Here is a 26,802-nt window from a genome sequence, read left to right on the forward strand (position 1 = left end):
TGAGTAAGTTCAATTAACTAAATTATAGATTTGGAATTTCACTTATGAATAAAATAATTCCTACTGTACAAAATAAAAAGAGTATAGGAGGAATTATTTTATGGATAAATATATTTTAAATAATAATGAGAAAGAGAAAGAAAAAGAAGATAAAAATACATCAGAAGCACAAGATAAAATAGAAAATGTAAAAGAACTTGGAAATACTACATTAGCAACACCAAATAAAAGAATACAGGTTTTATCTATAATAGGGCAGATTGAAGGACATTCTGTACTTCCGCCACAAACAAAAGCCACAAAATATGAACACATCATACCTCAATTAATAGACATTGAGCAAAATGACGATGCAAAAGGGTTGCTTATAGTCTTAAATACCGTTGGAGGAGATGTGGAAGCAGGTTTAGCTATTTCTGAAATGATTCGAAGTATGTCAAAACCAACCGTTTCAATAGTTATTGGTGGAGGTCACTCTATAGGAGTGCCACTTGCTACATCAGCAGATTTTTCATTTATTACACCATCTGCAACAATGATAGTTCACCCAGTAAGAATGAATGGATTTGTAATTGGAGTATCGCAAACATTTGAATACTTTAAGAAAATGCAAGAAAGAATAAATGAGTTTATAGTTAGAACATCAAATATAAAACAAGATACTTTAGAAAGGTTTATGCTTCAAACAGATGATTTATTAAATGATGTTGGAACAATGTTAATTGGAAAGCAAGCAGTTGATTGTGGACTTATTGATCAAGTTGGAGGAATACAGGAAGCTTTAAGTAAACTTAATGAACTCATAGAAAAATAGTATCTATTTTTAAGGTTATAGAAAAAAATCTATAGCCGATTTTTGTTTTTAGTGTTATCTTATTAAAGGAGAATTGCTATTCAATGTAGAAATAAAAATATGAGGTGATTTAAGGTGGGTAGGACTAAAGGCAAACATAGCACTACAAAAAGTAAAAAAGATGAAAATACAATAAATCCAGATGTAGTAGGAATAGTGTATATTGCAACAGGAATAATACTTGGCATAGCAATATACACTTCTTTAGCTGGAATATTATCATCTTTAGCACAAAGAGTATCGTATGTGGTAATTGGAATAGGTGCAAATGCATTGCCTATTTATTTAATATATTTTGGATTCCAATACATAAAAACAAGAGGAAATATTAAATTAAGTAAGAATTTTTTTGGAATAACTATATTGGTGTTTGTTACAATATTGACATTTGGAACAATAAACATTCAAAGTTTAGACGGCCAAGGCAGTTTTTTTGAAAATATTAAGGTTATACTTAATGATAGCTCACAGACTCCTCATGGTGGAATAATGGCATATCTTATATGTTATCCAATGTATAAAATTATAGGGGCTCTGGGGACATATATAGTTCTTCTCGCATTTTCAATAATTGCCATCACTTTGATTTTCGATATTACTCTTTATGATTTAGGGATAAAGGCCTACAATAAAGGTGAAAAAATAAGAAATAGCAGAAGAAGTAGAAGAGTAAGGGATGAGCAGAAGCCAGTTAGAGAGAATTTTATAAATATAGTAGAAAAAGATGATAAAGAAAATGAAAAAGAAGCATTTCTTTCTGGTGTAGAAAAGAAAATAAAAATTCTAGATTTTATGAAAAATACTAGTGATGATACAGAAATTTCACCTATATCGAAAGCTGAAGTATCATCAGATATTCAAATAGAGAGTTTTATAGAAAAACCTACGCAAAGTCATACTAAGAAAAAAGAAAACTTAGGTAATGATGTTAAGGAAGTAGTAAATAAAGAGATACAAGAGCATATTATGGAACAAAAAGAGACTAAAGAATATAAGCATCCAAGTCTTGAATTATTAAAATTAAATTCAAATACAAAACTTAATAGTAGTGACAAAAAAGAATTAATAGAGAATGCTAATAAGCTTGAAGAAATATTATCTAACTTTGGAGTAGATGCCAAGGTTACTCAAGTTACAAAAGGTCCATCAGTTACTAGATTCGAACTTCAGCCAAGTCCAGGTGTCAAAGTTAGTAAGATCGTAAATCTATCTGATGATATAGCTTTAGGATTAGCGGCTTCAGGGATAAGAATAGAAGCTCCAATTCCGGGTAAGGCGGCAGTTGGTATAGAAGTTCCAAATGGGAAACAAAAACCAGTCTTTTTAAGAGAGGTTCTAGAAAATGATGAATTTATCGAGTCTAAGAAAAAGCTTGCATTTGCTCTAGGAAAAGATATATCAGGAAAATGTGTTGTGGGAGATTTGAGTAAGATGCCACATACACTGATTGCAGGGGCAACTGGTTCTGGTAAGAGTGTATGTATAAACTCTCTTATAATAAGCCTGTTATATAAGTATAATCCAGAAGAAGTTAAACTTTTAATGGTAGACCCAAAGGTTGTTGAGTTAAATGTTTATAATGGAATACCACATCTTTTGATTCCAGTTGTTACAGATCCTAAGAAAGCGGCAGCAGCTTTAAATTGGGCAGTAAATGAAATGACCAATAGGTATAAGCTATTTGCAGACTCTGGAGTTAGAAATATGGAGTCGTATAATGAATTATTTAATAAGGGTATAATAGAACAAAAACTGCCATATATAGTTATTATAGTAGATGAGCTTGCTGATCTTATGATGGTATGTCCTAATGATGTAGAAGATTATATCGGAAGATTAGCACAAATGGCAAGAGCTGCAGGTATGCATTTAGTTATAGCAACTCAAAGACCATCAGTTGATGTAATAACAGGGGTAATTAAAGCTAATATTCCATCTAGAATATCATTTGCAGTATCATCTCAAATTGATTCTAGAACTATCTTAGATGGATCTGGAGCGGAAAAACTGTTAGGAAAAGGTGACATGTTATATTATCCAGTGGGAGAAAGTAAACCGCTTAGAGTTCAAGGTTGCTTCATATCGGAAGAAGAAGTAGAGCAAGTTGTATCGTTTATTAAGAGTGAACAGGGTGATACTAAGTATGAAGAAGATATAATTGATCATATTAATAATGCGTCAGATTCAAAATCTGTAGATGCAAATGATAATAATGATGATGTTGATGAATTACTTAATGAAGTGATAAACGTTGTAGTTGAGTATGGTCAAGCGTCAACTTCGTTTATTCAAAGAAAGTTCAGGATAGGATTTAATAGAGCTTCTAGAATAATGGATCAATTAGAAGAACGAGGCATTATATCAGAAAAAGATGGAAGTAGACCACGACAGGTGCTTATTACTAAGCAGCAACTATTGGGAGATGAACATGAAGAGGAAAATTAATTATGCCCAAAAAGTTTAAAACTTTAGTTATGATTAATTATGAAATAAAATTAAACTTTATGTTAACTTTTTTAATTTAACTCTTTTGAGAGGAAATAATAAGTGATTTTTATGAGATATGGGAGTAGTATATGTATAATAGCAACTTGTAAAATGTAGTTCTAATTTGTTATAATTAAGACTATTAGAACGTAGGAGGATATAAGAAGTTGAGCGAAATTAAAATAGAAATAGCGAAGAATAAAGAACAATATAATGAAGAGGCTTCAAGCAAGTATAAAGTTGGAATGGTAAGCTTAGGATGTGATAAAAATAGAGTTGACTCAGAGATAATCTTAGGTAAGATGAGTGATGAGTATGAGATAACTAATAATCCCAAAAACGCGGATATAATTATAGTAAATACATGCGGGTTTATAGAGAGTGCCAAACAAGAATCTATTGACACAATTTTAGAGATGGCTAATTATAAAATTAATTATAAATGCAAACTGCTTATAGCTACAGGCTGTCTTACTCAAAGATACGGAGAAGAATTGAGAACATTAATACCTGAAATAGATATAATGCTTGGAGTTAATGATTATAATAAAATAAATGAAATTATAACTGAATTTATAGAAGGTAATAAATTAGCAACAGAACTTTTAAATTATTCTGATGAGAATATTAATGAAGGAAAGAGAATTATTACAACTCAAATAGAAAGTGCATATATAAGAATAGCAGAAGGATGCAATAATTTTTGCACATATTGTATAATTCCTAAGATAAGGGGAAAATTTAGAAGTAGGAAGATGGAAAATATTATAAATGAAGCAAGAGATTTGAGTGAGAGTGGAGTAAAGGAAATCATACTTATAGCTCAAGATACCACTTTATATGGAAGCGACATTTATGGGAAAAAGAATCTTCATGTTCTTCTTAACGAATTATCCAAAATTGAAGGAATTAAATGGATAAGAGTACTTTATTGTTATCCAGAAGAGATATATGATGAACTTATAAACGAAATTGCTAGTAATGAAAAAGTTGTAAAGTATTTAGATATACCTATTCAACATATAAGCGATAAGATTTTAAAACTTATGGGAAGAAAAACGAGTAAAAAAGATATAATTAATAAAATACAAATTTTAAGGGAAAGAGTTCCTGAAATTGTTATAAGAACAACATTTATAGTAGGATTTCCAAACGAAACTGAGGAAGATTTTAATGAAATTATTGATTTCTTAAAGGAATATAAGCTTGATAAAGTAGGAGCATTTACTTATTCTCAGGAAGAAGATACTCCAGCAGCTAAGATGGATGGGCAAATAGAAGAAGAAATTAAGGAAAAAAGAGAAGAAGATTTAATGCTTTTACAAAAGAATATTTCAGAAGAAATAAATAAATTGAAAATTGGAAAGTTATATGATATTCTTGTTGAGGGATATAATGGAAAGTGCTATTATGGAAGAAGCTATGAAATGGCTCCTGATATAGATGCAAATGTATTATTTGAATCAAATGCAAAAATAGAAAATGGTCAATTTGTAAAGGTAAAAATAGTAGAGAATATGGATTATGATTTAGTGGGAGTTGTTGTTGATGAATCTTGCAAATAAGTTAACCTTAATTAGAATATTTTTGGTTCCTGTATTTTTAGTATTTATAGCTGTTAAGGGTATACCTTATGGCAGTTTTATAGGTACATTTATATTTATCTTAGCATCATTAACTGATAAATTAGATGGATATATTGCGAGAAGCAGAAACCAAATAACTAATTTTGGAAAGTTTATGGATCCTTTAGCAGATAAGTTATTGGTCACAGCTGCGTTAATTTCTTTAGTAGAATTACACGTAGTGCCATCATGGGCTGCAGTTGTTATAATTGCTCGTGAGTTTGCTGTTTCAGGTCTAAGATCAATAGCAGCAGCGCAAGGAAGAGTTATAGCTGCAAGTTGGTGGGGAAAAGTAAAAACTGTTATACAAATAATAGCAATAATTTTATTATTATTAAAAATCAATATACATGACGCAAGACTTTTGAAAATCTTTGTTATAGAGAACCATTATTTAAAACTATTTTTTGCAATAGCCCCAAATCTAATGCTTATGATTGCAGTTATAGTAACACTAATTTCAGGTTACGATTACTTTAAAAAGAATAAGGAAGCTGTTTCTTACGATAAATAAAATATATAAGATCCATGTTTAGAAATATAAAAAAATGGATATGAATTAAAAAGGTTCCTTCTTTGCTAGCAAAGAAGGGGCTTTTCTTAGAATTAATTATTGACTATGGTTTGTAATTAATTTATAATAAATATAGAACATAAGTTCGATGGAAGGGAGTTAATTAGTATTATGGGAATTATAAATGCAGAAAAGTTAAAAGCAATTGAAAGTGCTATGAGTCATATAGAAAAACAATTTGGTAAAGGATCAGTAATGAAATTGGGTGACCACAATATTTCAAATATGGATGCTATATCAACAGGATGTTTAGATCTAGATATAGCTCTTGGAATTGGAGGAGTACCTAAGGGTAGAATTATTGAAATTTATGGACCAGAAAGTTCAGGTAAAACTACAGTTGCGCTTCATATAGCAGCAGAATCACAAAAGAAAGGTGGAGCAGTAGGATACATAGATGCAGAACATGCATTAGATCCTAGTTATGCCCAAAAACTTGGTGTTGATGTAGATAGTTTAATAATTTCACAACCTGATACAGGAGAACAAGGACTTGAAATAGCTGAAGCACTAGTTCGTTCTGGAGCTATTGACGTTTTAGTAGTAGACTCTGTTGCAGCTTTAGTACCTAAAGCTGAAATTGAAGGAGAAATGGGAGATTCACATATTGGTCTTCAAGCAAGACTTATGTCACAGGCTTTAAGAAAACTTGCAGGAACAATAAATAAGACTAATTGTGTTGCTATATTTATTAACCAACTAAGAGAAAAAGTTGGGGTTATGTTTGGTTCACCAGAAACAACAACTGGAGGTAGAGCATTAAAATTCTATGCATCAGTAAGACTTGATATTAGAAGAATAGATTCTATAAAACAAGGGGATTCTATAATAGGTAACAGAACAAGAGTAAAAGTAATGAAAAATAAAGTTGCCCCACCATTTAAACAAGCAGAATTTGATATTATGTATAATGAAGGTATTTCAAGATATGGTAATATAGTAGATGTTGGAGTAAAAGAAGAAATAGTTCAAAAGAGTGGAGCTTGGTTTTCTTATGGAGACATAAGATTAGGTCAAGGAAGAGAAAATGCTAAATTATATCTAAAAGAAAATCCTGAAGTAGCTTTAGATATAGAAAATCAAATTAGAGAAAAGTATAATCTTGCACCAGCAGAACTATTTAAAGGAGCTGCACCAGAAGTAGCTAACGAAGATATAAAAGATAAAGATGATGTTGCTGTAGATACAAAAGAATAAAGAAGATGTAATAAATAGAAAGTTTAAATGTAAATTTACTTCATAATATTTATTAATAAATATATAGCTGCATATATATGATAACTCATATATATGCAGCTATATTAAGTATTTAACAGCATAATGCAGTATGTAACAGTTATATGCGCAAACTTGACATAATTTTGTTTTTAATATAGAATAAAAAGGAATACTGGTTTATCATATTCCAAATGCAGTGAGAAGAATATGACACCTACTATACTTTCTTGTTAATAATATAATGAGAAAATGATAAATTAGGAGGTGTTTATGTGGTAACAGCAGTAATGATATTAATAGATGTAATAGTTTTATTAATATTAGGAATAGTGGTTTATAAAACGATTCAAAACATATCAAAAGCAAAGATTGAATCGCTTGAAAAAGAAGCAGAAGAAATTCTAGTAAGAGCCAAAAAGGATGCAGAAGCAACTAAAAAAGAAGCAATCCTTGAGGCAAAAGAAGAACTTCATAAATTAAGAAATGATTTTGATAAGGAATCTCGTGAGAGAAGAAATGAGATTCAAAGGCTTGAAAGAAGAGTAATTCAAAGAGAAGAAGCACTTGATAAAAAGAGTGAACTTCTTGAAAAGAAGGACGAAACAATCAATCAAAGAATGCTTGAGGTAGATCAAGTAGAAGCAAGAGTACAGAAGCTTTATGAAGAAAGAAGAGCAGAACTTGAAAGAATATCGGCTCTATCTAGTGAAGAAGCACGTGAGATTCTTCTAGATGAAATAAGGAAAGAAATTACACACGATGCAGCTTTAATGATAAAAGATATTGAAAGTAAGGCAAAAGAAGAGGCAGACAAGAGGGCAAGGGAAGTAATTACAACTGCGATCCAAAGATGTGCTGCCGATCATGTGTCTGAATCAACTGTACACGTTGTTGCACTACCGAATGATGAGATGAAAGGTAGAATAATAGGTAGAGAAGGAAGAAACATTAGAACCTTGGAAACATTAACAGGAGTTGATTTAATTATAGATGATACTCCAGAAGCAGTCATTCTTTCTAGCTTTGATCCAATTAGGAGAGAAGTTGCGAGAATGGCACTAGAAAAGTTAATAGTGGATGGCAGAATACATCCAGCAAGAATCGAAGAGATGGTTGAAAGAGCAACTAAGGACGTAGAAAGTAGTATAAAAGAAGAAGGAGAGCAAGCAGCTCTTGAAACTAGTGTACATGGACTACATCCTGAAATTATAAAACTTCTTGGTAGATTGAAGTATAGAACAAGTTATGGGCAAAATGTGTTAAAGCATTCCATAGAAGTTTCATACTTAGCTGGCTTAATGGCTTCAGAGCTAGGTTTAGATGTTACTTTAGCTAAAAGAGCAGGATTGCTACACGATATTGGTAAAGCTGTGGATCAAGAACAAGAAGGGCCTCATGCTCTAATTGGTGGAGATCTAGCTAAAAAGTATCACGAATCGCCATTAGTAATAAATGCAATAGCAGCGCATCATTCAGATGTAGAAATGCAATCTTTAGAAGCAGTACTAGTTCAAGCGGCAGATGCAATATCAGCGGCTAGACCAGGCGCTAGAAGAGAGACATTGGAAGCATACATTAAGAGATTGGAAAAGTTAGAGGAAATTGCAAATTCACATGAAGGTGTAGAAAAGTCATATGCCATTCAAGCTGGTAGAGAGATTAGAATTATGGTTAAACCAGATAAAGTAGATGATGCTGGAACAATTGAATTGGCACGTAATTTAGTTAAAAGTGTCGAGGAAGAACTTGAATATCCAGGACAAATTAAAATTAATGTCATAAGAGAAACTAGAGCAGTAGATTTTGCTAAGTAAAAAAAGTGAAGTATATTTTGTTAAGTGATGAAATATACTTCATTTTATTATAGATTAAGTGTAATTAATTCATTTAAACTATAATTGAGTATTTAAAAACAAAATACCTAGAAAGAAAAATATTTTTTAATTTAGTAATTCTAAAAGGAATTTTAGGAATTATATAGAATATATTTAATGTAAACGATTTGTGTATTAAATTCTAGGAGGAATAACAAAAATGGAAGTATTAAAAGTATCAACAAAGTCAAATCCTAATTCTGTAGCAGGTGCACTAGCAGCTATAATAAAGGAAAAAAATATTGCAGAAATTCAAGCTGTTGGTGCAGGTGCTATAAATCAAGCTGTTAAAGCTATTGCAATAGCAAGGGGATTTGTTGCACCAAGTGGAAAAGATATAGTATGTGTACCGGCTTTCACAGATATACAAATAGATGGAGAAGAAAGAACGGCCATAAAATTAATAGTACAACCTAGATAATTAAAATTATTTCTAAATTATTATATGAGCAATCATTTTTAAGTTGAAATTATCAATAAAAACGATTATACTATAATAGTTAAATGCTATATTTATTAATTTTTTGTAAAGAGGTGTATATAATGATAGCAAAAGAGGTTACAGTAAAAAATTCATCTGGTCTTCATGCTAGACCAGCAACATTATTAGTTAAGAAGGCTTCTTCATTTAAATCAGACGTTAGTATAGAATATAACGGAAAGAAAGCAAATGTAAAAAGCTTAATCGGAGTATTATCTTTAGCAGTAACTAAAGATGCTACTATCAAGGTTGTTGCTTCAGGAGATGACGAAGCTTTAGCAGTTGAAGAAATCGTTAAATTAGTTCAAACTTTAGAAGACTAATATACCAAAAAGGGTTCCATATTATTAATATGGAACCTTTTTTGGTGCATTAGTAGTATAAGTATTAAATAATTTATATAAGTATAATTTTTGATATCGATTACTCATGCAGATCTTTAATTAAAGGCTAATTCTCATCCATTATTAAATTGCATCTAAATAGCAATGAAAACAAATCTAAGGCACCTAAAAATACTGCAATATAGATAAACCTCTCTATTATTGGAATATTCATAGAAATTAATTTTGCTATATTTAGGTTAAACAAACCTATTGTTCCCCAATTTAATGAACCTATAAGAACTAATAAAAAGGAAAGTTTATCTAAGATACCTATCTTACACATATTTCTTCACTCCAATCTTTAATATGATCCTTAGTATATATATATGATTCTTAGAGACAATAATAACAAAAATGTAAAATAAATTTAAATACAAAAGAGTACAAATAATTCTAAAATTAAATAGGCAAGAATCAAAAAAATATGATATAATACGAATGTTAAAAGAAAAAGCATAAAATATATTCGTGTGGAGGTTTTTAGATGAGAAATTTATATAGCACACCTTTAAATTCAAGATACGCATCAAAGGAAATGAGTTTTATTTTTTCTGATGATATGAAGTTTACAACTTGGAGAAAATTATGGGTAGCTTTAGCAGAAGGAGAAAGAGAACTCGGATTAAATATAACTGAGGAACAAATAAAAGAGTTAAAAGAACATATCAATGATATAAATTATGATGAGGCTGCTAAAAAAGAAAAAGAAGTTAGACATGATGTTATGAGTCATGTATATGCATATGGTCTTCAATGTCCAAGCGCAAAGGGAATTATCCATTTAGGAGCTACATCTTGTTATGTTGGAGATAATACAGATATTATAATAATGAGAGATGCTTTAAATCTAATTAAAAATAAAATAGTTACAGTCCTAAATCATTTGAAAAATTTTGCACTAGAATATAAAGACATGCCAACATTAGGTTTTACACATTTCCAACCAGCTCAATTAACTACAGTAGGAAAAAGAGCTACATTATGGATGCAAGATTTAGTAATGGATATTGAAAATATCGACTTTTTATTATCAACATTAAAGCTTAGAGGTGTTAAGGGTACTACAGGCACTCAAGCTAGTTTTATGGAACTTTTTGATGGGGATGAAAATAAAGTTAAATCTTTAGATAAAATTGTTGCAGAAAAAATGGGATTTGAAAAAAGTTATGGAGTAACAGGTCAAACATACCCAAGAAAACTTGACTCTATCGTATTAAATACATTATCAGAAATTGCTCAAAGTGCTTACAAATTTAGTAATGATTTAAGATTACTTCAAAATATGAAAGAAATGGAAGAGCCATTTGAAAAAAATCAAATAGGATCATCAGCTATGGCTTATAAGAGAAATCCTATGAGAAGTGAAAGAATAAGTGCATTAGCTAGATATGTAATAGTAGATGCATTAAATCCGGCAATTACAGCAGGAACTCAGTGGTTTGAAAGAACACTAGATGATTCGGCTAACAAGAGACTATCTGTAGCTGAAGGATTTTTGGCATTAGATGGAGTTTTAAATTTATACATAAATATTGCTGAAAACATGGTAGTATATGATAAAGTTATAGCATCTCACGTGCAAAGAGAATTACCATTTATGGCCACTGAAAATATAATGATGGAAGCTGTAAAAAGAGGTAAGGATAGACAAGAATTACACGAACAGATTAGAGTGCACTCTATGGCTGCTGCTCAAAGAGTAAAAGGAGAAGGGTTAGATAATGACCTAATCGATAGAATAATAAATGATGATTCATTTGGTCTATCTAAGGAAGAAATTCTAGCAATTATAGACCCAACTAAGTTTGTTGGAAGAGCACCAAGTCAAGTTGTTGAGTTTATAGATGAATATGTAAATCCTATTATTAAGAATAATGAAGACGCATTAAAAATTAAGAGTGAGATAACTGTATAATAAATAATATAAACGTTAAAATTAAGCATATATATAAATCAAAGAAATACATATTTATGAAATATGTATTTGAAAGCTAACTGTTATAAGTGAAAGTTAAAATTTATAATCTGAGTTAATGAATTTAGTTAACTTATTAAAAATTGATTTAATTACAAGTAAGGTTGTTCAGGATTAGCTTGCTAAATCAGAGTTGAAGCAAGCTGGTCCTTGATGCAACCTATTTTTTTATGTGCTTTCAGAGCTATGCTTTGGTAGTATTCAGGTAAACATGTATCTGATTTAGATTAATGTAATCTAGAGTTTGAGATAGATATTGTATATCAATCGAATTTCAAAGCTCTAAGTGTTGGATACCTGTTAGGATAAATTTGGCTAAGGGGATAATTCAGTTTGTCATAACTATGACAGCAATAAAGACAGTCACCATTATGAAGTCTATAAGTAATAAAGCCGTTATGAAAATACCGTCCTATAGATGGAGTGTAAAATTGAATTAAACAGCCTCTATCTAATGATTTATCGTTTGGAAGCTTAGTGGCTCCTAATTTTGGCGTTATTAAGTATTGATATAGCTCTTCAACTCGAATCCAGGCATGAGTGTATGGCTTCCAAGCTGCATTTTGACTAAAACCCCCAGCATGAATTATTTGAGACATAAAATTAGTACAATCCCCTCCGATTCCAGAAAATGATTTATATTCAGGATTATAATTTAATGCAAATCTTTCAGCATAATTGCAGGCATCTGTGACATTAAATTTGGAAGATCTTTTTTCATCGTGGTTATTAGTAGAAAGACAGCTAGAAGCTATAAACATTTCAAATAATGAATCAATTGATGAAAGTTTATCCTTATATGCATTTATGTTGCGGTTTTCATTGAAGTTAAGGCTATTTACTAGGCTTGATAAATCAGTGTTTATGATATGTTCATATAAAAGTGGATTTTCTTCATTCTCTGCTATAAATTGTATTTTGCATTTGTCTTGCAAATACTCTAAAATGAGTATATATTCATTTATTGAAACTGAATTTATATTTTGAGGATAATTTTTTATAATAAAAGAAGTCTTCAGAATTAATTTAACTTTAATGAAACTTGGGATTTGTTCTAATATATTATACGCATAATCAAATTTATAGTCTTTAAATGAAGAATTTAATTTTTTTGCCCATTCAAAGCTGAATAATTTTTTTAGGTAAATTTCTTTTAATATGGTATCATCTAAATTATACTTATGTTTAGAAATTAAATTAAGATTATTATAAGGCATTGATAGTAAAAAGGATAAATTATATAAACTCTCTGTTAGCATATAGTTTCCTTATTTAAAATTGTTATCATTAAATATGTTTATGAGGGAAATTATAGAAATGTGTTAATAAATTAATTTTTTATAAAGTTATTTGTTTGTACTACCTGATTAATAGTTTAATATGGGCTTTAGGCATATTCAAAAAATAACATGTTCATTTATTTTATATGCCTTAATGAATTAAAGTTTTAAGAAAAATATATATTAAGATTTGTAATACCCTAGATTATAGATTAAAACAACAAAAATATTCATAAAAATTTAAAAGTAGATACAAATATATTTAATATGTTATAATGTAATATGGACGAAAAAAGTGATGAACTTATAATATTTTTATAGAGAATATTGTAAATCTAAAATGAAAATTATAAATTTGGTGACTATACTTGCAAATTATAATTGTTGTAGGATAAAGTCAAATTTGTTAAAGATTTTTATAAAGGAGCTATAAGAAGAAATGCAAGAATTATCTAACGGAATAGCTAGCAAGTATGAAGAAATAATTGAAAAAATAAAGAGTTTTTCAGATGAATATCTAAATGAAGATTATAAGAATATTTGTGTTCTAGCAACAGAAACTTTATTTTTAAATTATGAAGAACAATTTAAAAAGGGGAAGAGCTTTTCATGGGGAGCAGGAATAGTGCATGCTATAGGAACTGTAAATAACTTATTTGATTCAAAAGAAAAGCCATATATTAAAGTTGCTGACTTATATAAGGAGTTTGGTGTTAGTAGTAGTACAGGCTCTAGTAAATCAAAGGAAGTAAAAAGCTTATTAGATATATCAAAAGATAATAATAAATGGATAATAGGCGAAAATAAGGATGCAGAAGCTTCAGAAGGTACTATGCTAAAAGCTAAAGAAGAAGTTGCATTAACGATGAATGATAAAATAGAAGAGGATAAAGCTGTTAAGGATGAAACAAAAGTTCCTTTTAAATTTGTTGTCCATAAAGATTATATAATGGCTCAAAGAATTATTGAGTATGCATGGAGACAAAAGAATTATAAAAATAAGGCGAAATATGCAAAAGAAGCTTTAGAAGTATATGAAGATTGTGCGGATGCATATATAATATTATCAAAAGATTCTAGTTTAAATAATAACCAGAAGACAGAACTTCTAGAAAAAGCAGTTACAGCAGCAAAGAATTTATTAAGAATAGATGATTTGAAAAATGCACCAGCAGAGCTTCTTAGATTAAAGATAGCGAGGCAACTTTTCGGAGCTAAGTATAGTTTGGCGATTCATTTATGGGAAATTGGTGAAAAAGGAGCTGCAATAGATAATGCTTTAGAAATTCTAGAGTATGATGAGAAAGATGAATTGGTGGTTAGAAGTTTAGTAGTTAATTGGCTTTTAATTGAAAAAAGATATGCACAACTAAAAAGCCTGCTAGAAAAATATGAAAAGGACAATTTGGCAGCTATACACTATAGTAGAGTAGCGTTATTATATAACATCAATGAAATTAGAGCGGCAGAAAGTGCTTTAAGAAGAGCCTATAAGAGAAATCCGCATGTGATACCATACATATTAAAACAAAAAAGAGTTTCAAACTCTTTGCCAAACCTAATTAGATTTGGAAGTGAAGAAGAAGCTATGAAATATGCTAGCTTAGGGTTAGATGTTTGGAATGATCCTAAGATGCTTCAATGGATTAAAGAAAAGAAGAAAGAATTTGATATAATAAATTTTGGATAGTTACTTTACAATGATAAAGTTTCATGATATTATAATTATTGTAAATTGAATAAAGAAATCTTCGGGGTTGGGTGAAATTCCCTATCGGCGGTACAGCCCGCGAGCTTTAAAAAGCAGATTCGGTTAGATTCCGAAGCCGACAGTAAAGTCTGGATGAAAGAAGAGAGTAATGTTATAAATTATATTTAAAATTAAAGTTTTAAATGTTATTTGTTCGTATTTAAGTACCCTGAATTAAGTAAAATTCAGGGTTTTTTTATTGCAATATATTTTTAAGTTTGAAATTATATAAGATTGATAGAACTGGCTTAAAATATGTGCTGTAATATATAGGATAAATTTTAAAATTTTACTTGTATATATAAATGATTATTACAATTTTTGAAACTCCGAGGATTTGAATCCCGGAGTTTCTTTATTATTCATTAAATTATAATTCAACTAAGTGTTTATAAGATTATATTATAGGAAATAGTATAAAAAATTGGAGATGATTAGTTTTGGATGAGAAGTACATGGAGATAGCTTTAGAATTAGCTAAAAGAGGAATAGGAAGAGTAAATCCTAACCCACTAGTTGGAGCCGTTATAGTTAAAGAAAATGAAATAATAGGAGAAGGTTATCATGAGTGCTATGGAGAAGCTCATGCAGAAAGAAATGCAGTGAAAAATGCAACAAAACCTGTGGAGGGGAGCACAATTTACGTCACCTTAGAACCTTGTGCGCATTATGGAAAGACACCGCCATGCGTAGATCTAATAATTGAAAAGAAGTTTAAAAGAGTAGTAATAGGAATGTTAGATCCAAATGAGTTAGTTTCAGGAAAAAGTGTGGAAAAGTTAAAAGAGCATGGGATTGAAGTTGTAGTAGGTATTAAAGAAAAAGAATGTAAAGAATTGAATGAGATTTTTATAAAGTATATAACATCAAAGATTCCATTTGTTATTTTGAAAAGTGGAATGTCTATTGATGGGAAGATAGCAACTTATAGTGGAGAATCAAAATGGATTACATCTAAAGAATCTAGAGAAGATTCTCAACACTTAAGAAATAGGTTTCATTCGATTATGGTAGGTGTAAATACAGTAATTGAAGATGATCCTGAGCTAACATGCAGAATCAACCATGAGAAGAAGCTAATAAGGATTATTGTAGATAGTAATCTTAGAATTCCATTAGATTCTAAAGTTCTTATAAATAATGATAAAGCTGCAATAGTAGCAACGACTTTGAAATCAGATGAAGAAAAGAAAAAGAAATTAAGATCTATGGGCATTAAAGTTATAGAAGTGGCAGATAAAGATAATAGAGTTAATCTGAAAGAACTGGTTAAGAGAATTGGAGAAGAAGGAATAGATTCAATACTTATAGAAGGTGGAGGGACTTTAAATTTTTCTGCATTGGAAGAGAGAATTGTAGATAAAGTAAGATTTTATATAGCCCCTAAGATAATAGGTGGACAAAACAGCGGAAGTAGTATAGCAGGAAAAGGGTTCTTTAAATTAGATGACGCAGTTAGATTAAAGGACATTAATTATAGAACAATTGGAGAGGACTTAGTACTAGAAGGTTATGTTGCTAAATAAGAGGTGAAAGAATAAGGAGGAGAAGATGTTTACTGGAATTATTGAAGAAGTTGGCGTGTTAGAGAAATTTAGTACAGGTAATGGCTTTGGAGTTATGGAAATCAAGTGTAGTGAAGTTTTAAAGGAAACTAGAGTCGGAGATAGTATAGCTACCAATGGAGTTTGCTTAACCGTAAAAGAAAAATATTCAGATTCCTTTAAAGCAGAAGTGATGGGAGAAACTTTAGATAAAAGTAACTTAGGAAATTTAAAGGCTGGAGATAAAGTAAACCTTGAAAGGGCATTGAGATTAAGCGATAGGCTTGGTGGTCATATTGTAAGTGGACATATAGATGGTGTTGGGACAATAGTTTCCATAAAAGAAGAAAGTAATGGAACTTGGTTTACTATATCTGCACCTGAGGAGGTACTAAGATACATTATATATAAAGGATCAATTGGAATAGATGGAATAAGCTTAACTGTTGCTTATGTTGATGATGAAGTATTTAAGGTTTCTGTTATACCTCATACGATAGATAATACTATACTTTCATATAAAAAAGTCAATTCAAAGGTTAATTTGGAGTGCGATTTAATTGGTAAATATGTAGAAAAGTTATTTGGTGGAAAAGAAAAAGAAGAAAATGAAAATAGCAATATTACAATGGAATTCCTAAGAAGAAATGGGTTTTAATAATCTAAATCATCAGAATAAACTTTCGGTATATATAAAATATAAATTTAAGGAGCTGAGCATTATGTTTAATAGTATAGAAGAGGCATTAAAGGATATTAAAGAAGGGAAAATGATAATAATTGTAGATGATGAGGGAAGAGAAAATGAAGGGGATTTAGTAATTCCAGCAGAACTGGCTAATGGAGAGAATATCAATTTTATGATTAAGTACGCGAGAGGACTTGTTTGTGCACCAGTAGAAGAAGAAATTGCAGTGAAACTTGGATTAAATCCAATGGTTGAAAAAAATACTGACAACCATGAAACTGCTTTTACAGTATCCATAGATCATAAGGATACGACAACAGGCATATCAGCATTTGAAAGAGCTTATACAATAAATAAACTTGTAACTGCAAGTGAAGGCGATGACTTTAGACGACCAGGGCATGTATTTCCTTTGATAGCTAAGAATGGGGGAGTCTTTGAGAGAATTGGTCATACAGAGGCAGCAGTAGATTTGGCAAAACTTGCAGGATTTAAAGGTGCGGCAGCTATATGTGAAATAGTAAAAGATGATGGAACAATGGCAAGGCGAGATGATTTGGTAAAGTTTGCTAAGGAGCATAATTTAAAAATAGTTACTATAGCGGATCTAGTTAAATACAGAAAAGAAGAACATTTAAGTGTCGTTATGGAAACGGAAGCTAATCTTCCAACTAAGTATGGGAATTTTAAAGTACTCGCATTTAAAGAAAAAGATTCCTCAAAATGTCATTTGGCTTTAGTCAAAGGAGATATTAAAAGTAATGATGAACCAATGCTTGTGAGAGTTCACTCTGAATGTTTAACTGGAGATGCTCTAGGATCTAGAAAATGTGATTGTGGAGAACAATATGAAGCTTCGATGAGAATGATAGCAAAAGAGGACTCAGGAATACTTCTGTATATGAGACAGGAAGGAAGAGGAATAGGACTTTTAAATAAGTTGAAGGCATATGCGCTTCAAGACCAAGGATTGGATACAGTAGATGCAAATTTGGCTCTAGGATTTAGAGAAGACATGAGAGATTACAAAACAAGTGCTGACATGCTTAAGATTTTAGGGATAAAGAATGTTAGATTAATTACTAATAACCCAGATAAAATAGAAGGATTAGAAAAAAATGATATAAAAGTTGTAGAAAGAGTTTCAATACAAATGCCTTTGAATGAAAATGATGAGTTTTATTTAAAGACTAAAAAAGAAAGAATGAATCATTTGCTAAATATTTGATAACTAAATTCTAATAGCATGTTACTACATTTGGAGTAACATTAGCGGGGATAAGTTGGAGTAATATTTGTGGTTATAAATTCAATTAGTATTTAGTCTACATTCAAATCTAATTGAAGTTGATAAAAAATAAATAATATAAAATATTGGAGGAAAAAACAATGAATATATTTGAAGGAAATTTAGTTTCAGAAGGATTAAAATTTGGGATAGTAGTAGGAAGATTTAATGAATTTATTGGAGGAAAACTTTTAGAAGGTGCAATAGACGGATTAAAGAGACATGGAGTAAAAGAAGAAGATATCGATATTGCATGGGTGCCAGGTGCTTTTGAAATACCACTGATTGCTAAAAAAATGGCTAAGAGCCCTAAATACGATGGAGTAATATGTTTAGGAGCAGTAATAAAAGGATCTACATCACATTATGATTATGTTTGCTCAGAAGTATCAAAGGGAATTGCAAGTGTTTCTCTTGAAAGTGGAAAGCCAGTAATTTTTGGTGTTCTTACAACAAATACTATAGAACAAGCAATTGAAAGAGCAGGAACTAAAGCTGGTAATAAAGGATATGAAAGTGCAGTTTCAGCTATCGAAATGGCGAACCTACTTAATACAATAGGATAAAATATTTTTTGCATATATAGATAAACAATATATGACTTAGACTTATGCAATAATCTACCGAAAGCAGAAACATTGTTATTTCACAGGACTATGAAAATTTCACTGAAAGTGCTAAATTGCAGGTTGCACCACTAATGCTTGCTCCCAATTTCAGTGTGACAAGCATTAGTTGAACACCCTACAATTAAGAACTTTTAGCAGCTCATTTTCAATGCCTGTTGCATAAAAATGTTTCTGCTTTCTAGTATGGCGTTTATTATAAAGTATAAATCAAATTCCTAAGTTGTTTATCTATAGGCGTAATGATAGTTGAACCTATGTGGATATCAGTGGATAAGACTATAAATATATGTATATATTTATATAGAATTAAAGGTATATATTTTTAAAGAAATATATGTACGTATAAAAATATTTTCATATGTACATATATAAATATTTATAGGAAACATCAGGTGTAAGGGCTATTTATGGTTATAAGAGAACCTATCATTTCTAGCGTGGTATAGATATATATTTGATTTATTATATGAGTGCTTTTACATAAGAAGTCAAATTAATTATGTGGCGGAAATAAAGTAAGCTGTCCAAGCTATTTAGGGGAAGAGGGGAAACGCTTTGCTTATTCAATTTAAAATGGAATAAGTTTAAGTGGGACCCTCTTTCTCTTAATTATCTCTGAAGTTCTTATAGTTTTCTTTTTTAATCAAAATATTTATAATTTCATTGGAAACTGGAACAACAGAATAATCTTTATTTCGGCGAGCTATATGCATACGTGTAGGTCTTAGTTGGTTTATAGGTATCCAATTTAATAATTCAACTTATTAGATAAACATATTTACAAGATTGCTAGAGCTTTAAGCTCATATATTCACTAGAAATCATAAATATATTTTCATAGCTTTTCGGAATCAAAATATTTATGATTTCGTTAAGTTATCACATAAATTTAGTTTTAAAGCTTGATATCTATATACAAAAGTCTTGTAACAGTTTGACTATATTTTGCTTGTGAGATACACTTAAGTTAGATTTGTTTTCAGCAAAATCTCGTGTTTAATTTTTTTGGACTATGCGAGCTAAAGGAGGAAGTTAAGTTGGCCACTATAAAGGAAATAGCTTCTATAGCAGAAGTTTCTATAGCAACAGTTTCTAGAGTTTTAAATTTTGATGAAACATTAAATGTAAGTGATACAACAAGGGAAAAAATATTAAAAATAGCAGATGAACTTGATTATGTTTCAGCAAAGACAAAAAAAGCTAAGAATAAGAAAAGCAAGGATATAGGAATTATTTATTGGTATAACTATGAGGAAGAATTAGGAGATCCATATTATTTATCAATAAGGTTAGCTGCTGAAAAAAAATGTAATGAAAATAATTTTAATTTGGTGAAGCTAAGTGAGGATAGCAGTATTGAGGATATTAAGAATGTTAGTGGAATAATTGCTATTGGAAAGTTCTCTTCAAGTACCATAGATAAATTAGCAAGTGCTAATGATAATATAGTATTTGTAGATTTTTCACCTGATGAAAATAAATTTGATTCAGTGATGGCGGATTTAGGAAAAGCAACTTATGAAATCTTAGACTATTTGTACAGTTTAGGCCATAGAAAGATTGGTTTTATTGGTGGAAAGAAATTAGAATGCATAGATTATAGAGATACATATTTGGATAAAAGGGATATAAAATATAAAGAATTTATGGAAAGTAAGAACATCTATAATAATAAATACATATATGAGACAGAGAAATTTACTTTTAAAGCTGGATATAATCTTATGAAAGAAGCATTAAAATCTAAAAATAACATAACAGCTTTTTTCATTGGAAATGATACAATGGCAGTTGGAGCTTACAAAGCAATTTCGGAGGAAGGATTATCAATACCAGATGATATAAGCATAATTGGATTTAATGATCAGCCTAGTGCAAAGTATATGATACCAGCCCTAACTACGATAAGAATACCAAGTGAGTATTTAGGAAAAGCAGCTGTTGACTTGCTGTTTGAAAATTTGAATGGAATTAGGGAATATAATAAAAAAGTAATAATACCAACTGAATTTAAAATTAGAGAGAGTTGTAAGAGAATATAAAAAATAAGCAGTAGCCTTTTTGTAGAAAGGGGTTACTATTTTTTTGCTCTAAAAAATATATATTGCAGAAATAATTCTTCATCATAATCTAAAAATATTGCAAGAATTTTAGCCGTAATTGTGAATTGTGCATTGTGAATCGCAACATATATATTTAAACTTTTTAAGAATTAGATAAAGAAAAAATACAAAAAGCATGTTAGATTCTTATCACCATTAAATCTAACGTGAAGATTAAATTCTTTCATTGAAAAAGACGAGTTTAATACTTATATCAAGCTAATAAAAAAAGTGCTAATAACCAAAAAAAGTACAAATCCCAATATTAATATTATAAAATTATTACAAATTGATACCAATAATGCAATAACGTTTACTATATTGAGAATGCTATAATGTAAACAAATACATAAGTGATATAAAGTGGAAAATTACTTGTGTATAAACTTTAATTTGAAGGGGGAATAATTAATGAAACTTAAAAAAATTATGGCTGCAGTTGTAACTGGCATGATGGCTTTTAGTTTAATGGCATGTGGTTCATCATCAGGTGGTAGCAACGCTTCGTCATCAAGCAAAGGAAAAGATGATAAAACAATTACTATATGGGCTTGGGATGATACATTCAATATAAAAGCAGCTAATATGGCTAAAGAAAAATATCTAAAGGATCATCCGGATGTAACTATTAATGTAGTAAGTATGGCACAAGATGATGTAGTGCAAAAATTAAATACAGGTCTTTCATCTGGAACATATGATGGACTTCCTAATGTTGTGCTAATTGAAGATTATAAAATTCAAAATTATTTGCAATCTTATCCTGGTGAGATTAAAGATTTAAGTGGAAAGATAGATAAAAGTAAATTTATGGATTACAAATTAAAGTCTATGCAGCAAGGTGATAAGACTTATGGAGTACCATTTGATAGTGGTGTAACAGCGCTATTTTATAGAACAGATTTAATTGAACAAGCTGGATATAAGAAAGAAGATATGCAAAATCTTACTTGGGAAAAATATATAGAAATCGGTAAAGCTGTTAAAGCTAAAACTGGAAAAGCTATGATAACTATAGATCCAAGTGATTTAAATCAACTAAGAGCTATGATGCAGTCAGCTGGTTCATGGTATGTTAAAGATGATGGGAAAACAGTAAATATTGCTGGTAATCAAGCTTTAAAAGATGCGATTAATATATACAAGCAAATGGTTGATGCAGGAATTACAAAACAAGTATCTGGATGGGATGCATTTATAGCAGCATTCCAAAAAGGTGACGTTGCTACTGTGCCAAGTGGATGTTGGGTTTCATCTTCAATACAAGCTTCTGAAGACCAAAGTGGAAAATGGGCAGTAGCAGCTATTCCAAGAATGGCTTCAAATCCAAAATCAGTTAATGCATCTAACCTTGGGGGTAGTAGCTGGTATGTTCTAGATAAGGTTGGAAATTCAGATTTAGCTGCTGACTTTTTAGCAAGTACTTTTGCATCAGATGATGCTTTAATGAATGAGTTAGTTCCAGCAATTGGTTTAGTAAGTACGTTGAAATCTGCAAGTACAAGTGAAAATTATAGTAAGCCAATAAAATTTTATGGCGATCAACAAGTGTTTAAAGATTTATCAGCTTGGGCTGAAAAGGTTCCATCTGTAAACTATGGTCTTTACACATATCAGTTAGAAAGTGTTATGTCAGAAGGAATGCAGGCTATTGTTGGTGGAGCTGATATAGATGAAACTCTTCAAAAAACTCAAGCTCAAGCAGAAGCGGCTGTAAGTAAATAACAGAGATAAAATAACCGTAATTTGAAAAATATGAATTTGTAAAGGCTATTTGTTAAAAATCTAAATACATGTTTAGCAAATAGCCTTTTATAAACCTCAAAGGAGTTGAAAAAATGAAACGTAAAATTGGATCTGGTATTAACAGCAAAGAAAACTTTTGGGGATGGGTTTATGTAGCATTAGGTACGTTTTTAATAGGATTATTTGTGTTTTTACCAATGATACAATCTTTGATAATGTCACTACAATCAGGTAAAGGCAATAATTTGAAGTTTAGTGGTTTTAGTAATTATGTAAGAATGTTTTCTGATGCAACATTGATTAAAGCAGTTGGAAATACATTTGTATTTTTAATAGTCCAAGTTCCAATAATGATTATTTTAGCACTTATTATTTCTTCAGTTCTTAATGATAAAAAATTAAAATTTAGCGGTTTTTTTAGAACAGCAATTTTTTTGCCTTGCGTAGCATCCTTAGTTGGGTATTCAGTTATTATAAAGAGTATATTCGCATCAGATGGTTTAGTAAATAAACTACTTATTAATATTCATTTAATCTCGATACCAATTGAATGGATTACAGATCCATTTTGGGCTAAGATATTAATTATTATAGCTATAACTTGGAGATGGACAGGCTATAATATGATATTTTATTTGTCAGGCTTGCAAAATATTGATCATTCAATCTATGAAGCTGCAGAAATTGATGGGGCATCTCCATTTAAAAAATTCACATCTATAACAGTACCACTATTAAAACCTATAATATTATTTACAACAATCACTTCGACAATTGGTACATTACAGTTATTTGATGAACCTATGAATATAACAAAAGGTGGTCCAGCGAATGCAACAACTACCATTTCTAAATATATATATGATTTATGTTTCACATATACACCAGACTTTGGATATGCAACAGCAGTAGCTTATCTTGTTGTTATTATAGTAATAGTATTAGCTATAATTCAGTTCAAAATAGGAGGAGATAAGAATGACAAGTAAAATGAATAGAGTATTCAAATATATATTTTTAAGTGTAGCATCGTTTGTCTCCATATTTCCGTTTTTTTGGATGGTTATTAGTGCGACCAATAAATCAGTAGATGTGACAAGAGGAAAATTAATTCCAGGAAGTAGCTTTATGGAAAATTTAAATAATCTTTTTAAGCCAGAATTAGGCTTTGCTTCTTCCTTAGTTAATTCAGCAAAAATCGCAATTATAACTACAATTCTTGCACTTCTTGTTTCGTCTATAGCAGGGTATGGGTTTGAAATATTCAGAACAAAAGCTAGAGATAGACTATTTAACATTTTACTTCTGTCTATGATGGTCCCATTTTCAGCATTAATGATTCCATTATTCAAATTTTTCTCAAATTTAAAAAGTTCACCATTAAGCTTTCTTGGGGTAAATACATTATGGGCTGTAGTTTTACCTAGTGTTTGTACTGCATTTTTAATTTTCTTCTTTAGACAAAACACAAAGTCCTTCCCTAAAGAAATTTTAGAAGCAGCAAGAATTGATGGATTAGGTGAGGTTGGAATTTTCTTTAAAATATTTTTTCCAACTATGAGAACAACTTATGCAGCTGCAGCGATTATAACATTTATGGGCGCATGGAATGCTTATTTATGGCCATTGATTGCATTACAATCACCAGAAAAGAAAACTGTTTTACTTATAATTTCAAAGTTAGCATCAAGTTATTCTCCAGATTATGGGTTAATAATGATGGCTATAGTAATTACGACTTTACCAACTGCATTTGTATTCTTTGTTATGCAAAAACACTTTGTCGCAGGAATGACTGGTTCAATAAAATAAAATTTAATAGAAATAAAAATATAAGTATATATAAATTATGAATAATATAATTCATTAAATAATTAGAATCTGAAAAAATAAGAGTTTTATAAAATATTGGAGGTTAAGCTTGTGAAGAAGGAATTTCCTGTACTTAGTAGTAAAATAAATGGATTTTTGCATGGTGGTGACTATAATCCAGATCAATGGCTAAATTATCCCGAAGTATTAAAAGAAGATGTGCGGCTTATGAAACTTGCAAATTGCAATTGTGTATCAATAAACATATTTGGCTGGAGTGCAATAGAGCCGGAAGAAGGGAAATATAAATTTGATTGGTTAGATAAAATTATGAATGATATGGAAGAAAACAATATTCATGTAATTTTATCGACTCCAAGTGGTGCAAGACCTGCATGGATGTCAGAAAAATATCCAGAGGTCTTAAGAGTAAATAGTGATAGAAGTAAAAATCTTCACGGTCAGAGACACAATCATTGCTTTACTTCACCTGTTTATAGGAAAAAGACATATGAAATAAATAAAATTCTTGCTGAGAGATATAAAGATCATCCAGCGCTTATTATGTGGCATGTTTCTAACGAATATGGAGGAGAATGTCACTGCGATCTCTGTCAAGATGCTTTTAGAGAATGGCTTAAGAGAAAGTATAATAATAATTTAGATAAATTAAATGAGGCTTGGTGGACTGGTTTCTGGAGTCATAGATTTAACAATTGGTCACAAATCGAAAGTCCGTCTGAAAAGGGTGAAATGTTTGTTCATGGACATAATTTAGATTGGAAGCGGTTCGTTACAGATCAGACAATAGATTTTTATAAAAATGAAATTGCCCCCATAAGAGAAATAACACCTAACATACCTGTAACAGCTAATTTCATGGGCAATTATCCACGTATGGGCTTGTTCACAGGTTTAGATTATTGGAAGTTTGCAAAAGAAGTGGATGTTGCTACATGGGACAACTATCCTGCATGGCATAATGATTTTGAAAGTACTGAAGATCTTGCAGCTAATGTTAGTTTTGTGCATGATATATACAGGTCGTTAAAAGGTGGACAGCCGTTTTTAATAATGGAAAGTACTCCAAGTCTAGTAAATTGGCATGATACTAATAAATTAAAGCGCCCTGGAATGCATTTATTATCATCAATGCAAGGTGTGGCTCATGGAGCAGATTCTGTTCTATACTTCCAATGGAGAAAAGGAAGAGGAGCTTCAGAAAAATTCCATGGTGCTGTTGTAGATCATTGTGGACATGAGAATACAAGAGTATTTAGAGAAGTTACAGAAGTTGGAGAAGTCTTAAAAAATATTAAAGAAATTCAAGGGTCAATTAAAGAATCAGAAGTGGCCATAATATTTGATGTTGAAAACTTATGGGCTATTGATGATGCACAGGGACTAAAAAAATATAGAAAGGGCTATGAAGAAAGCTGTCAAGCAGCTCATAAAGTGTTTTGGGAAAATGGAATTTCAGTAGATATTATTAATATGGATTGTGATATATCAGATTATAAACTTGTGATAGCACCAATGCTATATATGATAAGAGCAAATGTTGCAGAAAGAATTAATGAATTTGTAAAGACAGGAGGAACTTTTGTAACTACTTATTTCAGTGGGATAGTAGATGAAAATGATCTCTGTTTCTTAGGAGGATTTCCAGGACCGCTTCGAGAAGTAACTGGAATCTGGTCAGAAGAAATAGATTCACTATATGATGATGAAGTGAATTATATAGAATTCAAAGATGATAAAATTAAAGAACTAAAGAGCCAATATGAAGTAAAAGATTACTGTGACTTAATCCATGTGGAAACAGCAAAAGTTCTTGGAGTGTATAAAGAAGATTTTTATGCTGATATGCCTGCGTTAACAGTTAATAACTATGGGGAGGGAAAAGCATATTATATTTCAGCAAGAACGGGAGCGGATTTTAACAATGATTTTTATTCAAGTCTTATTAAGGATTTAAATATTAAGAGTGTTATAGAGGGAGAATTGCCACAAGGTGTTACAGCTCAAATGCGTTCTAATAAAAATAATAAGTATACTTTCATTATGAATTTCACTGAAGAAGAAAAAAAGGTGGATTTAGGAGAAGAAATATATTTTGATATGCTTTCTGATGAAAAAATCAGTGGAAAAATCATATTAGATAAATATGGTCTAAAAATACTAAAGCAAGTTAATCATAATAAATTATTAGAATAAGAAAAATTCTTTATGTATATATGTTGCAATAATAAATTGACATTTAAAATTCTAATAAGACAAGTGTTTAGTTAAGGCCAGAATGTAGAAATTAAATTGTGATATATATTAAAAAATTAATATATTACCCCCAATTAAGATAAAATCACTATAAATAATTTAAAAGTTTGTAGTGATTTTATCTTATTTATAAGTGAGGTGAAAGAATGAAAATTAACAATGAATTAATTTAATGCTATACTATAAATAAACTAAATAGGTATAAATTAGATA

General features: G+C 30.2%; 21 protein-coding genes and 1 riboswitch. Of the genes, 19 read left to right on the forward strand and 2 right to left on the reverse strand.

Going from position 1 to position 26,802, the window contains the following annotated elements; all coding sequences use genetic code 11:
- The first annotated feature begins 100 nt into the window (after nucleotides 1-100).
- The 8 genes from PZA12_RS06705 (at nucleotide 101) to PZA12_RS06740 (ending at nucleotide 9,435) form a co-directional block, all read left to right on the forward strand.
- Nucleotides 101-814, forward strand: coding sequence for a ClpP family protease (locus PZA12_RS06705; RefSeq protein WP_077839304.1), 714 nt, complete (start codon nucleotides 101-103; stop codon nucleotides 812-814).
- Between the two features lie 114 nt (nucleotides 815-928).
- Nucleotides 929-3,298, forward strand: coding sequence for an FtsK/SpoIIIE family DNA translocase (locus PZA12_RS06710; protein WP_077839303.1), 2,370 nt, complete (start codon nucleotides 929-931; stop codon nucleotides 3,296-3,298).
- Between the two features lie 287 nt (nucleotides 3,299-3,585).
- Nucleotides 3,586-4,905: a 30S ribosomal protein S12 methylthiotransferase RimO gene (gene rimO, locus PZA12_RS06715; protein ID WP_181006028.1), complete on the forward strand. Its 1,320-nt coding sequence runs from the start codon at nucleotides 3,586-3,588 to the stop codon at nucleotides 4,903-4,905.
- A complete protein-coding gene (gene pgsA / locus PZA12_RS06720) occupies nucleotides 4,889-5,479 on the forward strand; it encodes a CDP-diacylglycerol--glycerol-3-phosphate 3-phosphatidyltransferase (RefSeq protein WP_077839301.1) in 591 nt (196 codons plus the stop codon). The genes rimO and pgsA overlap by 17 nt, the downstream gene beginning before the upstream one ends.
- Nucleotides 5,480-5,650: 171 nt before the next feature.
- Nucleotides 5,651-6,736, forward strand: a complete 1,086-nt coding sequence (recA, locus tag PZA12_RS06725) for a recombinase RecA (protein ID WP_077839300.1) — start codon at nucleotides 5,651-5,653, stop codon at nucleotides 6,734-6,736.
- Nucleotides 6,737-7,029: 293 nt separating this feature from the next.
- Nucleotides 7,030-8,571: a ribonuclease Y gene (rny, locus tag PZA12_RS06730; protein WP_103698992.1), complete on the forward strand. Its 1,542-nt coding sequence runs from the start codon at nucleotides 7,030-7,032 to the stop codon at nucleotides 8,569-8,571.
- 220 nt (nucleotides 8,572-8,791) lie between these two features.
- The gene (locus PZA12_RS06735) at nucleotides 8,792-9,052 is read left to right on the forward strand and encodes a stage V sporulation protein S (RefSeq protein WP_009169189.1); all 261 of its coding nucleotides are present in this window, start codon (nucleotides 8,792-8,794) and stop codon (nucleotides 9,050-9,052) included.
- Between the two features lie 122 nt (nucleotides 9,053-9,174).
- Nucleotides 9,175-9,435, forward strand: coding sequence for an HPr family phosphocarrier protein (locus PZA12_RS06740; protein ID WP_011968555.1), 261 nt, complete (start codon nucleotides 9,175-9,177; stop codon nucleotides 9,433-9,435).
- A gap of 127 nt (nucleotides 9,436-9,562) precedes the next feature.
- On the opposite strand, the gene PZA12_RS06745 is transcribed toward PZA12_RS06740, so the two are convergent.
- Complete coding sequence (locus tag PZA12_RS06745) at nucleotides 9,563-9,781, reverse strand: DUF378 domain-containing protein (protein WP_077844541.1); 219 nt, start codon at nucleotides 9,779-9,781, stop codon at nucleotides 9,563-9,565.
- Between the two features lie 201 nt (nucleotides 9,782-9,982).
- Here PZA12_RS06745 and purB point away from each other — a divergent pair, with 201 nt between their 5' ends.
- Complete coding sequence (gene purB, locus PZA12_RS06750; RefSeq protein ID WP_078114872.1) at nucleotides 9,983-11,413, forward strand: adenylosuccinate lyase; 1,431 nt, start codon at nucleotides 9,983-9,985, stop codon at nucleotides 11,411-11,413.
- A gap of 323 nt (nucleotides 11,414-11,736) precedes the next feature.
- Here purB and PZA12_RS06755 read toward each other — a convergent pair whose 3' ends face one another.
- Nucleotides 11,737-12,732, reverse strand: coding sequence for an amidase domain-containing protein (locus PZA12_RS06755; protein WP_078114873.1), 996 nt, complete (start codon nucleotides 12,730-12,732; stop codon nucleotides 11,737-11,739).
- A gap of 460 nt (nucleotides 12,733-13,192) precedes the next feature.
- Between PZA12_RS06755 and PZA12_RS06760 the strand changes: the two genes are divergently transcribed.
- The 10 genes from PZA12_RS06760 to PZA12_RS06805 all read left to right on the forward strand — a co-directional run bounded on the left by PZA12_RS06760 (nucleotide 13,193) and on the right by PZA12_RS06805 (nucleotide 26,529).
- A complete protein-coding gene (locus PZA12_RS06760) occupies nucleotides 13,193-14,443 on the forward strand; it encodes a DUF6398 domain-containing protein (protein ID WP_103699367.1) in 1,251 nt (416 codons plus the stop codon).
- Nucleotides 14,444-14,496: 53 nt separating this feature from the next.
- Nucleotides 14,497-14,612: riboswitch (FMN riboswitch) on the forward strand.
- A 331-nt stretch (nucleotides 14,613-14,943) separates the two neighbouring features.
- The gene (gene ribD / locus PZA12_RS06765; protein ID WP_103699366.1) at nucleotides 14,944-16,029 is read left to right on the forward strand and encodes a bifunctional diaminohydroxyphosphoribosylaminopyrimidine deaminase/5-amino-6-(5-phosphoribosylamino)uracil reductase RibD; all 1,086 of its coding nucleotides are present in this window, start codon (nucleotides 14,944-14,946) and stop codon (nucleotides 16,027-16,029) included.
- Between the two features lie 25 nt (nucleotides 16,030-16,054).
- Complete coding sequence (locus PZA12_RS06770) at nucleotides 16,055-16,705, forward strand: riboflavin synthase (RefSeq protein WP_078114876.1); 651 nt, start codon at nucleotides 16,055-16,057, stop codon at nucleotides 16,703-16,705.
- A gap of 64 nt (nucleotides 16,706-16,769) precedes the next feature.
- The gene (locus PZA12_RS06775) at nucleotides 16,770-17,963 is read left to right on the forward strand and encodes a bifunctional 3,4-dihydroxy-2-butanone-4-phosphate synthase/GTP cyclohydrolase II (protein ID WP_103699365.1); all 1,194 of its coding nucleotides are present in this window, start codon (nucleotides 16,770-16,772) and stop codon (nucleotides 17,961-17,963) included.
- A 161-nt stretch (nucleotides 17,964-18,124) separates the two neighbouring features.
- Entirely contained in the window at nucleotides 18,125-18,589 is a 465-nt protein-coding gene (gene ribE / locus PZA12_RS06780) for a 6,7-dimethyl-8-ribityllumazine synthase (RefSeq protein WP_011968563.1), read from the forward strand.
- Between the two features lie 1,100 nt (nucleotides 18,590-19,689).
- Nucleotides 19,690-20,694: a LacI family DNA-binding transcriptional regulator gene (locus PZA12_RS06785; protein ID WP_171983609.1), complete on the forward strand. Its 1,005-nt coding sequence runs from the start codon at nucleotides 19,690-19,692 to the stop codon at nucleotides 20,692-20,694.
- A 471-nt stretch (nucleotides 20,695-21,165) separates the two neighbouring features.
- On the forward strand, nucleotides 21,166-22,479 hold the full coding sequence (locus tag PZA12_RS06790) for an ABC transporter substrate-binding protein (protein WP_078114879.1): 1,314 nt from the start codon (nucleotides 21,166-21,168) through the stop codon (nucleotides 22,477-22,479).
- Between the two features lie 113 nt (nucleotides 22,480-22,592).
- Nucleotides 22,593-23,489: a carbohydrate ABC transporter permease gene (locus tag PZA12_RS06795; protein ID WP_078114880.1), complete on the forward strand. Its 897-nt coding sequence runs from the start codon at nucleotides 22,593-22,595 to the stop codon at nucleotides 23,487-23,489.
- Nucleotides 23,479-24,312 carry a carbohydrate ABC transporter permease gene (locus tag PZA12_RS06800; protein ID WP_077842112.1) on the forward strand — a complete coding sequence of 278 codons (834 nt, stop codon included), beginning with the start codon at nucleotides 23,479-23,481 and terminating at the stop codon, nucleotides 24,310-24,312. The genes PZA12_RS06795 and PZA12_RS06800 overlap by 11 nt, the downstream gene beginning before the upstream one ends.
- Before the next feature lie 111 nt (nucleotides 24,313-24,423).
- A complete protein-coding gene (locus PZA12_RS06805) occupies nucleotides 24,424-26,529 on the forward strand; it encodes a beta-galactosidase (protein ID WP_103697633.1) in 2,106 nt (701 codons plus the stop codon).
- The last annotated feature ends 273 nt before the right edge of the window (nucleotides 26,530-26,802 follow it).

The organism is Clostridium beijerinckii (assembly GCF_036699995.1).
Lineage (GTDB): Bacteria > Bacillota > Clostridia > Clostridiales > Clostridiaceae > Clostridium > Clostridium helianthi.